Here is an 11,547-nt window from a genome sequence, read left to right on the forward strand (position 1 = left end):
CGTGATCTGCTGCCCCCGGTACAGGAACCGGATCGCGGTGATCGGCCGGGCCGAGTCGTGGTCTCGCTTGACCTCCCACGAGGCGATGCCGGCGTCCATGCCCGCGTTGGCCAGCGCGAAGAACATCTTCGCGTCCTGGTCGAGCCCGTGCCGGTCACGCGCGGAGACACCCTGAGCGAGCAGGCACCAGTGCCCGGGCGGCGTCTCGCTGCTGGGCCCGTCGGCCCAGTACTCGGAGATCGCCTTCTGCCGGTCGGTCAGCGCGGCCGTGACCGCCACGATCTCGGCGGCCTGCGTACGGAACCCCGAGGAGCCGTACGGGACGGGCGCCGGCACGGCGTCGGCCAGCGTGCGGGCGGCCCCGCTGAAGGAGGCCACCTGCCCCCAGTGCGGCGCCAGGAACGGCGGCGTGACGATGGCCCCGGCCCGGTTGCGGTACGTCAGCGGCGCCCACCGCCCAGGCTCGTTCAGCGTGGTCAGCGGGTCGGCCACCACCACCGGGGCGTTGACCGGCGCGTAGCCGGTGGTGTCGGCGTAGCCGCCGAGCTGGTTGGAGCCGTCGGCGTGCCGGAAGTCCAGCACCGCCTGGCAGGCGGCGAGCCCGGTGCGGGCGGGCTGACTCGACGGGTTCGCGGGGTCGTACCCCAAGTCGGCCATCAGCGTGTCGAACGCGGCCCGCTGCGCCGGATAGAGGTCGACCGCCGCCAGATGGGCGGCGAAGCTGATGGCCTCGGCCTTGTTCGCCCCGGTGTGCTCCGCCGGGGGCCGCCGCAGCGACCCGCCCAGCCGGGTGCCCACGGCCACCGCGTCGTAGGCCGCCCAGGCGTCATAGGCGCAGGTGTGCACGATGGCGAGCGCCCGCGCCACCTGCGGCGGACCCAGCGTCCCGGTGCGGACCGCGCCGAGCAGTGCCTGGTTCCACCTGATCACGACGTTGGCGCCCGCCGTACGCGCCTGCGCGGGCACGGCGGGCAGGACGAGCGGGACGGCGGTCACCAGGGCGAGCGCGGTCGCGCGTAAACAACTGAGAACGGGCATGGCAAATGTCTCCTCGCGTTGTGCGGGCCCCCGTGTGCCCGGCAAGAGGAGACCCTGCCATGTTCGAACAGACTTTCGGCCTAACCTCGAGGTGACAGTGAGGCTACGGGAGGCGGAGCTCGGCGAATACGGCGCGGTGGTCGGTGCGGGGCACGTCCGAGACCTCGACCCGGCGCACGCTCACCCGCCGGTCGGCCACGACGTGGTCGATGGAGATGATCGGCGGGATCGCCCGGAAGTTCGGCCACGTCGGCACCAGGCCCTTGCCCACCTGGTCGGCCGCGTCCACGTAGCCGCGGCTCAGCAGGTCGCGGAAGGCGCGGTGGTCGAGGCTGGCGTTGAAGTCACCGGCCAGCACCCGGATCGCCGCGGGAGTGGCCGGCGGCAGCGCGCGCAGCGCGGCGTTCCACTCCTCCTCCATGCGGCCCAGCGGCGGGTTGGGGTGGACGGCCACGATCTCGACCTTGCTCCCGCCGGGCAATGCCATGGTGGCGGCGGGCATGTTGTGCCCGATCGGGGTGAACAGCCCGGTCAGCTCGGTCACCGGGTGCCTGGCATAGATGCCGCTGCCGGTCGCGCCGAACTCCTCCTGCAGCACCCGGTGCGGCAGCAGTTGCTTCAGCCCGGCCATGTCCAGCCGCTCCACCGCGCCCGGGGTCAGCTCCAGCGCGGTGAAGACGTCGACGTCGTAGCGCCGTACCAGGTCGACCACGGTCTGGGCGTCGCCCCGGCCGAACAGGTTGATCGTCAGCACCCGCAGTGGCGCGCCGTTCGCCACCGGCTGGTCCGCGCCGGTCAGCCGCGGCGCCACGCAGGCGGCCATGACCACGCAGGCGAGCGCGGCCACGAGGGCGGCCGGCCGGTTGCGCCTGATCAGCAGGAGCCCGGTCAGGGCCGCCAGCACCGCGCCGTACGGCGTCACCGTCATCAGCTGGGTGACGAACGAGCCCTGCTCCAGGCCCCCGACCCTGATCGCCGCCCACAGCGCCAGCAGCGCGACGATCGTCCAGGACAGCCACCGCCTGCGTCGCCGGCGTTCCGGCGCCGGCTGGTCGTCCGCCGTGGCCTGCTCGGTCCCGACCGTAGTGCTCACTCCGCCGTCCTGTCCCCGATGGGCATCACAACTTGAACCTTAAACGGATCTGGGGTGCGCTGCGGCGATCAACGCTTGCGGCCCACTCCGCCGTACATCCAGGTGGCCGTGTCGGTGAAGAGCGGGGTCTCGCGCCACTCGGAGACCGCGACGAGGCCCGGCTCGATCAGGTCGAATTCGTCGAAGTAGCGGGTGATCTGCTCACCGGTCCGGGGCGTGCGGTGCATCGCCTGCGACTGGGTCGCCGCCAGGTAGGCGTCGGCGGTCTGCTGGGACACGAGGTCCAGCGTCAGATGGCTCAGCACGAGGTAGCTGCCGGCGGGCACGGCGTCGGCGAACGTCTTGACGATGCCGGCCGGGTCGTCCTGGTCCTGGATGTGCATGAGGACCGCGACCATCACGAGCGCGATCGGCTGGGTGAAGTCCAGCGTCTCGCGCACCTCGGGATGCGCGAGGACGGCGCGCGGGTCGCGTACGTCGGCCTCGATGTACGCGGTCTTGCCCTGCGGCGTTCCGGTCAGCAGGGCGCGGGCGTGGGCCATCACGATGGGGTCGTTGTCGACGTACACCACCCGCGCGTCCGGCGCCTCGGCCTGCGCGACCTCGTGCACGTTGCCCTGGGTCGGGATCCCCGTGCCCAGGTCGAGGAACTGCCGGATGCCGAGTTGCGTGAGGTGGCGCACGGCCCGGCCGAGGAACGCCCGGTTGTTCCTGGCGCTCTCGCGGACTCCTGGCACGGCGGTCATGGTCGCTTCGGCCACCCGGCGATCGGCCTCGAAGTTGTCCTTGCCGCCCAGCCAGTAGTCGTACACACGGGCCGAGTGGGGGATATTCGGATTGATCCCGTTTGGTGCGCTCACGACCTGGATCCTAGGTCATCTCCGGCCCGTGAGGCTCGCCATAGGGCCTCTCCGGGCGGTGCCGCGATGACGACCAACACCGTGCGGGTCGCCTCCGTGGCGCCGGCGTCGCACACGTCCAGGAACACAAGGTAGGCCGCGCGGTGCCGGCCTTCCGACATTCCGCGAGAACACGTCGATGTTCCCCAGGGGAATCGTGCGGCCGGCTTTTGCGGTCGGCGGCCGCCACGTAAAAGCCGCCGCCGTTGTCGGCGAAACTGTGGCTGACCACATAGATGACGGCAGTGGAGTCATCCTCCGGATTCCCGGTCCCCATGCTCCTCGGGACCAGGGCCGGGCACGGTGCGACCGCGGGCAGCACCTGACCGGCAAGGGACATGGCAAGGAGCGGGCACCGGGCGTCAGACCGCCACGTCGGCGACGATGACCGTGGCGTCCTCTCTCGGCTCGGCGGCGGCGAGCTCGTCGTACAGCCGATCCAGGCACGCCACCGGCGAGGAGTCCGCGGTGAAGAGCTCCGCCATGCGCTGCGCCCCGAGCGCCTGGATGACGCCGTCCGTCACGATGACCACCCGGTCGCCGGGGCGGACGGACACCGTGCCCACCTCGGGATTGAGCGCCGCGGGCAGGCCGATGCCACCCAGCAGCGGGCCCTCGTCGGAGGTGTGCGACGTGGTCAGCGGCACCGGCGCCGTGCCCTTCACGCAGTGCCAGATCGCGCCGTTGCCGACGTGGGCGAAGCGCAGGCGCGGGCTCTCGCCGGCGTCGAGGACGATCATGTCCAGGGTGCTGACCAAGCCGGGCGCGGCCGGGTCGCGTACGGCGGCGGCGCGCACGGCCCGGTGCGCCGCCTGCGCGCACTCGTCCAGGTCCTGCTCCAGAGCGTGAGGGGATCCCGCGTGTTGCGGCCGGGCCGCGACCACCGCGCCCAGCGCCAGGGCGGCGGCCGTGTGACCGGGCTGCACGCCGCCCGTCGCGCCGGCCGCGCCGTCGGCCACGGCGACGATCCGCTCCTGGATGACGTACGCGTCCGACGCCCGGCCGAGCGTGCCCTCGTACGTGCCGCCCACGGCCACCAGCCGCGGGCGCGTCACCGGCATGCCGGGCGGCCATTTCCCGCGCTTGCCGCGGACGGTCATCACCGACAGGCAGCCGATCAGAAACGAGATCACGAAGAGCGTCATTGGTCCCCTCCCACCGCGGTCGTCGCGGCCCGCGCCTAGTAGACGCCCATACGCGGCGAAACGACTGACGGCCGATCGGCCGTCAGCAGCGCGCCATGACGGCCGATCAGCCGTCGTGCCGCCCCTGGGACCGCGCACCAGGGTGTGAAAAGGGGCGGTGCACACCGCGCGAAAAGCCGGGCCTAGGAAAAGAGCCATGCGACCCATGACCTCATCCGCCGTCACGACTACGGCACGACAATTCCGACTTATCGGAGAAATTCCATCCCGTTTCTTTTTACCCACTGTGCGCTGCGTTATCGTGAGACCCGGCTTGTGCTCCCAGCGTGTGCGGACGGCTCATGGCTCACCCCGGTTCCACGAGGTACGACTCGGCGACCAGGCAATTCGAAAAGGCCACCGCGCGCACCGGTGCCGGCGCGCGCAGCGCGGTGGGTGTGGTGGCGGTCATTTCGGCGGCGTTCGGCGCCGTCGCGCCGGTTTCCTTATCGTGGCTGGCGCCCATGCTGGCGATCCACCTCGCGTGGACGGCGTTGTTCGTGCGCGTGTGGTGGCGCAAGGACATGTTGCCCTCTTGGCTGGTGGCCGGTGATGTGGTCGTCACGGCCGGGCTGTGCCTCGCCCAGCGGCATCTCGTCGCGCAAGAGGCGCTCGACACGGGGTCGAGCTGGGTTGCGGGGCTGGTCACGATGACCATCGTCATCGCCGGGGTCACCTGGAAGCCCGCGGTGGTCCTCCCCATGGGGCTGGCCGTCGCGGGGGCGTTCGCGGCCGGCGTACGCCTCGCCTCTCCCTCCCACGACGTGGTCGGCACCCTGGGGATCCACCTCGTGCAGTTGCTCGCGATCGTGATCCTGATGACGCTGCTGCGGCGCTCGGCCGCCGCCACGGACGCCTTCCTGGAGCGGAGCGTGCGCGCCGAGATCTCCCGCATAGTGGAGCGGCTGCGCCGCGAGGACGAGCTGAAGCAGGTCGGCAGCATCCACGAGACCGCGCTGCACACGCTGACCATGGTCGGCCTGGGCACCTACGACGAACCGTCGCCCACACTGAGCGCCCAGGTCAGGACGGACCTGGCGGCGCTGGAGAAGCTGCGGGACACGCCGCGCGCCGACTCGGCCCCCATCGCCCTGGACACTCTGCTGGACGAGGTCGCCGGCCGCGCCACGGACCTGGAGGTCCGCCGGGACCTCATGCCCGAGACGGTGCCCGGCAACGTCGCCGAACGCTTCGCCCGTGCCGTCACCGAGGCCCTGGCGAACATCGCCCTGCACTCCGGCGTGCGCGAGGCCGAGCTCGTCTCCCGCAGACGCGACGGCGAGATCCTGGTGGAGGTCGCCGACACGGGCCGCGGATTCGACCAGGGCCAGCTGCCACCCGACCGGTTCGGTGTCCGCGGCTCGATCCTCGACATGATGCGCTCCCTGCCGAACGGCGGCGCCGAGATCTCCTCCAGCTCGCAGGGCACCCGCGTGAGCCTGTGGTGGCGGCCATGACGGAAGAGATCGAGCAGGTGGCGCAGCGGTACGCCCGCTTCACCGCGCTCGGCGCCGCGGTGATCGCGGCCGTGTGGCACATCGGGTACGACCTCACTGTCACGATCATCGGCTGGACCGCCTTCCGGTGGCCCTGGCTGACGCTGGCGGCGTGGATCGCCTACTCCGCGATCTTCGTGGTCGCCCTGCGGTCGCTGACCCGCACGTCCCGCGGTCCGGCCAGGATCCTCGAGCTCGCCCTCGCCACGCTGGCCATCGACGTCGCGGTGATCCTGTCTCTCCGCCCGGGAGAGCTGCTCGGCATCAGCGACTGGGCGTGGGGCTCCGTGGGCTGGATCGCCGTCATGCTGGTGTGGGGACGGCCGCGCTGGCGAGCCGAGCTGATCGTGTTCCTCGTGGCCAACGCCGGCATCATGCTGGCGGCCATGATCCTCACCGGGACGCTCGACCGCGTGTCCATCTCCAAATACCTGGTGGTCATCGCCGGCGGCATCACCATGCAGCTCGGCTACACGTGGGGCTGCCGCATGTTGCTGTCCCGCGCCGAGGACGCCGTCCTGCTGGCCCGCCGGCTCGCCGCCGACGACGCCCTGCGCGAGTCCGCCCAGCGGATCCACACCGACAGGCTCCGCAGGTACGCCGCGATCCGCGACGTGGCCGAGTCGCTGCTGCAGCAGCTCGACGACGGGGCCGATCCCGGCGACCCGCGCGTGCGCGAGGACTGCACGGCCGGGGCCATGCGGCTGCGCCGGCTCATCACCGAACGGGAGGACGTACCCGACGAGCTGGTGTCCGCGCTGCGCGCGCGCATCGAGGCGGCCGAGCGGCGCAAAGTGATGGTGACGGCGCCGCCGTTCGGCGACTACCTGCCCGGCCTCCCCGACGGGGTGCGGGAGGATCTCCTCAGAGCACCCATCCGGGCGCTCGACGGCGCCAGATCCCGGGCGCGCGTCACCGTGTCCGCGATGTCCACCATGGTGAGCGTGGCCGTCGTGGCCGACAACGACGACCTGCCCATCATCGCCACCCCCGTACACGAACCGAGCGGCGTCGTCGTCACCTATCAGCGGCAGGGAGGGGAGGTATGGGTCAACAGCATCTGGCAAGGCCCGTGACGGTCGCCCTGGTGGAGGACCACCAGGTCGTGGTCGACGGGGTGCGGTCCTGGTTCGGCCCGTCGGGCCTCGCCCCGAGCCCGGTCGAGCTGGTCGCCCAGGGCCCCACGATCGAGTCGGTCCTCGGCACCGACGCCGACGTGCTGCTGCTCGACCTCAACCTCAACGGCACCATGGTCATCGACCGCGTGGCCGAGCTGTGCCAGGGCGGGCAGCGGGTCATCGTCTTCTCCGAGCACGAGGAGCCGGAGACGGTACGCGCCGTGCTGGACTCGGGGGCCTCGGCCTTCATCGGCAAGGGCAGGGCCACCCGCGAGTCCTGCGTCGAGACCATCCTGGAGGTGGCCGCCGACCGGCCGAGCGTCACCCCGCCGATGGCGCAGGCGATCGCCACCGACGAGCGGCCGCACCGGCCGCAACTGTCGGACAAGGAGCGGGCGGCGCTGCTGTTCTGGTTCCAGTCGATGTCGAAGGCGTCGGTGGCGGCCCGGATGGGGATCAAGGAGCGGACGGTGCGCCAGTACATCGACCGGGCCCGCGTCAAATACGCCGCGGCCGGCCGTCCCGCCCCCACCAAGGAGAAACTCCTGATCTGCGCCATCCAGGACGGCCTCATCCAGCCGGACGAGGTCACCATCTACACGTCACTGGCCGCCAAGACCCCGCCAGATCAGGGGTGAGGCTCCTGGACCTCGGCGCTCCCGGCAGGAGGGGGCCGGCAGGGCCGGGGTCCAGGTCATCGGCGTAGAAGAAGGTCGGCAGGGTCGAAACTGACCGGAAAGGGTGCCGTCAATTCGGCGAGAGTGCCGGCCTTGTAGGCGGTCGGCGATTCGTAGTTGTCGCCGCTGAGCTGGTAAACGTATAGCGCCGGTCCTTCGTCGGTCTCAATCCGCCAGTAGTGAGGGATGCCCGCACTCGCATATGCAATGGTTTTAAGGCTCTTGTCCTGCCACGTCGTGCTCGGGCTGCCCACCTCCACGGCGAGCAGAATGTCGCGAGGCGAGAACATGAGCCCCACGCTCTCCACCGAATCCTCGGGAACGACGACGAGGTCAGGGATGTAGAAATTCTTGTCGGTCACCCGCAGGTTGATCGTTGACAACGGCTCCAATTCAGACGGCATCGCATCATCGAGTATGCGCTGCAGCCGGTAGATGATGCGCTGGTGCGGGGGAGTGGGGGCAGGGCTCACCAGTAGGCTCCCGTTGAAGAGCTCGTAGCGGTTCCCGTCGTCTGGGAACTTGAGCAGGTCGTCGACCGTGTACGGCGGGTTGCCGGGAAGAACCGTGCGCCCCGAGCTGGCCGGCTCGATCGTTGCCATTGCGGTCACCCACTCAGTATCGGGAGTCTCGCCCTCGCTCACATGCTACTTCCCCGATTTTCGTCACCTGAAGTCATGGAAAGGTCACACTCTGGCGTCAGTGTGGGCGGATCTCCATCCTGACTTCATGGGATGCGGCATTTCGGGTGGAATGGTGTGGTCGCCCCAGCGATGACCGCCACGGATGCGCAAGCCCCGCACTCCTTGAATCGCCCGCAGTGCGGGTGTGAACGGCACGCTCGCACAGCACCTTACCGCTATTCAAATATCGGGATCTTCCGCTGGGCCGTGCTGCCGACCCTACAAGTCGGTCGCCAGACCGAGCAGGCTGCTTCTTGACCCGTTGAAACTTTCACCCATGGCAACGCGTTCCTGGAAAACCCTTTCCGCTGTTCATCCGGCGCATTGACCAGGCAATCATGATGAGCTGTGGCATTGACAAATCGCCGCCACTTGGCCGATTCGACGGTGTCAGATACCGTCCCGCACTGGGAGCGCTCCTCTTCACCGGAACCCCGACCGGAACACGGAGACCGCACTATGCCCCAAGTCGCACCCAACCGCTGGGCGCTACGCGCCCTGGCTCTGCTGATCTCCATGGCGATGATCTTCGTTGTGCCGCTGGCCGGCACCGCCTCCGCGCACGGGTCGGTCACCGACCCGGCCTCCCGCAACTACGGTTGCTGGCTGCGCTGGGGCAACGACTTCCAGAACCCCACCATGCAGCAGCGGGACCCGATGTGCTGGCAGGCGTGGCAGGACAACACCAACGCCATGTGGAACTGGAACGGGCTCTACCGGGACAACGTCGGCGGCAACCATCAGGCCGCCGTCCCCAACGGGCAACTGTGCAGCGCCGGGCAGACGCAGGGCGGCCGGTACCGCTCCATGGACACGCCGGGCGCCTGGACGATGGCCAACCTGCCCAGCACGTTCGACATCCGGCTCACCGACCAGGCCAGGCACGGCGCGGACTACATCAGGGTGTACATCACCCATCAGGGGTACAACGCGCTCACCACGCCTCTCGGGTGGAACCACCTGGAGCTGGTCCGGGAGACCGGCAGGTACGCGCCCAGCGAAACGTACATGATCAACGGGCTCAGCAAGGGTCCGCGCACCGGCCGCCACGTGATCTACACGATCTGGAAGGCCTCGCACATGGACCAGACGTATTACTTCTGTAGCGACGTCAACTTCAGCTGAGCCGTCCGAGGTGGTCTCTCCGCCGGGCGGGTGCCCGGCGGAGCGCCATGAGCCGGGCTCGTGCGGGAGGAGGGTGCCAAGAGGGCCCAGGTCGAGGTTGAGGTCGGCCGATGGAGATCACCAGGTCGCGCTCAGCATGACGCCGCCGGCAGGTCGGCTGTGCCCGGTGTAGCACCGCCCGCCCAGCAGGAGGTGCAGAGTCAGCTCGATGCCCTGCACGAGGCGGACTGCGATCCGGTCTTTCGGAGAAGATCAGCACTCGGATCAGGGCGCGGCCGGAGTTCGCCATGGCGATGGAGTATGTCCGCACGATCAAGACGGCGGTGCCGCATCAGCGGGTGATCTTTACGGTGCACGAGACGAAACGCCTGGGCCGGGGTGCCGCCGACCTTCTGGCGATCGCCGAAGAGCCGCGTCATGACGACATCGAGCTCGAACTGCTCACGGGGCCGCTCCAGGCAGCTACAACCCGTCTGGGCACGGCGCCGCCCTGTTCGCCGTCTTCGCCGGAATGGCCGAGGCCGAACGGGAGTACGTGGGAGAGACATCGCCCGCAAACCGGTCATCCCCGCCGGCAAGCACAAGGGCCAGCATCCTTCCGTGGCCAGCGTCTACCGGGTGCTGGCCGACGAGCAGCGCGTCGTAGGTGCGGCGGTCGTAGTGGTGGAAGAAGGCCTGGTTCAGCCGGGCCAGCGACCAGGCCGTGGCGTCCTCGGGGGTCATGCCGCTTCCTTCGGGTCGGCGGTGTCGGGGCTGGTGCGGGTCTTGAGGATGAAGTCGAACTCGGCGGTCCTGTAGGCGCTTTGGAAGCCGTGTTCGGCGATGTCCTGGGGGTCCTCGTGCAGGACGCTGTCGGCCTGCAGGGCGGGATGGGCCAGCTTCGGGCCGACGAAGTCGACGGGGATCACCGGGTCTCCGCGGAAGTAGATCTCGCCTCGCCAGGGGGCGAGCAGGTCGGGGTGGTGGAGCTCGTAGTGGATGTGGGCCGGGCGGTAGAGGCTGCGTCCGACGGCCGCGGCGGCTTCGGCGACCCGTCGACCGCCGTGACGTTGGAGTCGGCGTAGGCGGCAGGAGTGATGGTGGTGAAGCTGTAGCGGCCGTCGGCGTCGGTGAGCAGATGGCCGCGCAGGTTGTAGGTGTGTGCACTCCGTCGTCGTACAGGCCGGAGTAGTTGCCGTTGTTGGCCGCGTGGTAGATGTCCAGCTTGGCGCCGGCGAGCGGCTTGCCGTGGCCGTCCAGGATCCGGCCGGAGGCGATCAGCGGGGTGCCGGGTTCGTCCGGTCGCATCGGCAGGGTGCCGGGGTTGTCGATGCGCGGGGAGCCGGGGATGAAGGTGGGGCTGTTGACGTCGTCGCCGGGCGTGTAGCCGTCCTGGCCGCCTTGGAAGAGTTCGCTGTACAGCGGCATGGCGACCGTCGCCAGGGGGAGGTCGGTGGCCGCCTGGACGTTCTGCAGGAGGCCGGCGACCGCGTTGAGGTCGTCGAAGGTCAGTCCCTCCTCATCGCGCAGGCGGGCCAGGGCGTCCTTGAACGCCTCGAGGAGCCGCACAGCGCGGGGATGGAGCCGAGCCGGGTCGACGTAGGACGGGTCGGTGATGGTGGTCATGGCGGTGTGCTCCTCGAAAGTGGGGATCGCTGGTGGAAGGCATCAGGCGGCCGCGGGGGTGACCGTGGGCGGAGCGGCGGGGACAGGATGGGCATTCCGGTGGCGCTGGTCATGCTGCCGGTCCTGCCGGCAGGGCGAGCTCCTTGCGGATGGCGGGGGCGACTTCGGTGGCCAGCAGGTCGATGGAGTCGCCCACCATGTGCGGTGGCATGCCGCCGAAGTCGATCTGTCCCATGAAGAGGTCGATGCCGAACAGTGCGCGTTCTGTGAGGATCTTGTCGATGACTTCCTGGGGGCTGCCGGTCATCAGCGCGCCGAAGGGGCCGGAGACGGCCTGGTACTGGTCGGGGCTGACCAGCCAGCCGCGTCCGCCGGGGGTTTTGGGGCGCAGGTACTCGCGGTAGTAGGGGTAGAGCTCGGCGGCGGACGCCCTGGGAGGTCTTGCCGACGTAGAAGTGGCTGGTGACGCCGAGGCGCAAGGCTTCGGGGGCGTGGCCGGCGGCTTGGTCGACGGCGCGGTAGTGCTCGATCAGTGGGCGGGCGCTGCGGAGGTCGCCGCCGATGAGACCCAGGACCATGGGCAGGCCCAGACGGGCGGCGCGTTCGGCGCTTGCGGGGGTGCCGCCGAC

Annotated in this window: 12 protein-coding genes and 3 pseudogenes; 4 read left to right on the forward strand and 11 right to left on the reverse strand. The window is 69.9% G+C overall.

Going from position 1 to position 11,547, the window contains the following annotated elements; translation table 11 throughout:
• The 5 genes from ETD86_RS47735 to ETD86_RS56175 all read right to left on the reverse strand — a co-directional run.
• On the reverse strand, window positions 1-1,038 hold a 1,038-nt coding region (locus tag ETD86_RS47735; protein ID WP_211370763.1), incomplete at its 3' end, for a DUF6851 domain-containing protein.
• 103 nt (window positions 1,039-1,141) lie between these two features.
• Window positions 1,142-2,131, reverse strand: a complete 990-nt coding sequence (locus ETD86_RS47740) for an endonuclease/exonuclease/phosphatase family protein (RefSeq protein WP_138673251.1) — start codon at window positions 2,129-2,131, stop codon at window positions 1,142-1,144.
• A 68-nt stretch (window positions 2,132-2,199) separates the two neighbouring features.
• Window positions 2,200-2,991: an SAM-dependent methyltransferase gene (locus ETD86_RS47745; RefSeq protein WP_138673252.1), complete on the reverse strand. Its 792-nt coding sequence runs from the start codon at window positions 2,989-2,991 to the stop codon at window positions 2,200-2,202.
• Between the two features lie 401 nt (window positions 2,992-3,392).
• Entirely contained in the window at window positions 3,393-4,175 is a 783-nt protein-coding gene (locus ETD86_RS47750) for a SpoIIE family protein phosphatase (RefSeq protein WP_170223670.1), read from the reverse strand.
• Between the two features lie 346 nt (window positions 4,176-4,521).
• The gene (locus tag ETD86_RS56175; RefSeq protein WP_170223671.1) at window positions 4,522-4,680 is read right to left on the reverse strand and encodes a hypothetical protein; all 159 of its coding nucleotides are present in this window, start codon (window positions 4,678-4,680) and stop codon (window positions 4,522-4,524) included.
• On the opposite strand from ETD86_RS56175, the gene ETD86_RS47755 reads away from it, so the two are divergent.
• Genes ETD86_RS47755 through ETD86_RS47765 form a run of 3 tightly spaced genes read left to right on the forward strand, consistent with a single transcriptional unit; the run spans window position 4,679 to window position 7,466 of the window.
• Window positions 4,679-5,671, forward strand: coding sequence for a sensor histidine kinase (locus tag ETD86_RS47755; protein WP_138673254.1), 993 nt, complete (start codon window positions 4,679-4,681; stop codon window positions 5,669-5,671). The genes ETD86_RS56175 and ETD86_RS47755 overlap by 2 nt on opposite strands.
• On the forward strand, window positions 5,668-6,786 hold the full coding sequence (locus ETD86_RS47760; protein WP_138673255.1) for a hypothetical protein: 1,119 nt from the start codon (window positions 5,668-5,670) through the stop codon (window positions 6,784-6,786). Before ETD86_RS47755 ends, ETD86_RS47760 begins: the two co-directional genes overlap by 4 nt.
• The gene (locus ETD86_RS47765; protein ID WP_138673256.1) at window positions 6,756-7,466 is read left to right on the forward strand and encodes a DNA-binding response regulator; all 711 of its coding nucleotides are present in this window, start codon (window positions 6,756-6,758) and stop codon (window positions 7,464-7,466) included. The genes ETD86_RS47760 and ETD86_RS47765 overlap by 31 nt, the downstream gene beginning before the upstream one ends.
• A 56-nt stretch (window positions 7,467-7,522) precedes the next feature.
• Here ETD86_RS47765 and ETD86_RS47770 read toward each other — a convergent pair whose 3' ends face one another.
• On the reverse strand, window positions 7,523-8,107 hold the full coding sequence (locus ETD86_RS47770; protein ID WP_138673257.1) for a Uma2 family endonuclease: 585 nt from the start codon (window positions 8,105-8,107) through the stop codon (window positions 7,523-7,525).
• A 540-nt stretch (window positions 8,108-8,647) separates the two neighbouring features.
• Between ETD86_RS47770 and ETD86_RS47775 the strand changes: the two genes are divergently transcribed.
• A complete protein-coding gene (locus ETD86_RS47775; protein WP_138673258.1) occupies window positions 8,648-9,313 on the forward strand; it encodes a lytic polysaccharide monooxygenase auxiliary activity family 9 protein in 666 nt (221 codons plus the stop codon).
• Between the two features lie 462 nt (window positions 9,314-9,775).
• Here ETD86_RS47775 and ETD86_RS57595 read toward each other — a convergent pair whose 3' ends face one another.
• From ETD86_RS57595 to ETD86_RS60425, 5 genes and pseudogenes are all read right to left on the reverse strand, one after another.
• Window positions 9,776-10,036 (reverse strand): hypothetical protein, encoded by a 261-nt coding sequence (locus tag ETD86_RS57595; protein ID WP_211370766.1) that lies wholly within the window; start codon window positions 10,034-10,036, stop codon window positions 9,776-9,778.
• A pseudogene (locus ETD86_RS59465) lies at window positions 10,033-10,329 on the reverse strand (dioxygenase family protein); the annotation flags it as partial. The gene ETD86_RS57595 and the pseudogene ETD86_RS59465, both read right to left, overlap by 4 nt.
• Before the next feature lie 157 nt (window positions 10,330-10,486).
• Window positions 10,487-10,918, reverse strand: a pseudogene (locus ETD86_RS60420) (dioxygenase family protein); the annotation flags it as partial.
• Between the two features lie 109 nt (window positions 10,919-11,027).
• Window positions 11,028-11,225 (reverse strand): hypothetical protein, encoded by a 198-nt coding sequence (locus ETD86_RS58810; protein ID WP_246149373.1) that lies wholly within the window; start codon window positions 11,223-11,225, stop codon window positions 11,028-11,030.
• Between the two features lie 34 nt (window positions 11,226-11,259).
• Window positions 11,260-11,547, reverse strand: a pseudogene (locus tag ETD86_RS60425) (LLM class flavin-dependent oxidoreductase); the annotation flags it as partial.

Origin of the sequence: Nonomuraea turkmeniaca (assembly GCF_005889735.1) — a bacterium.
GTDB lineage: Bacteria > Actinomycetota > Actinomycetes > Streptosporangiales > Streptosporangiaceae > Nonomuraea > Nonomuraea turkmeniaca.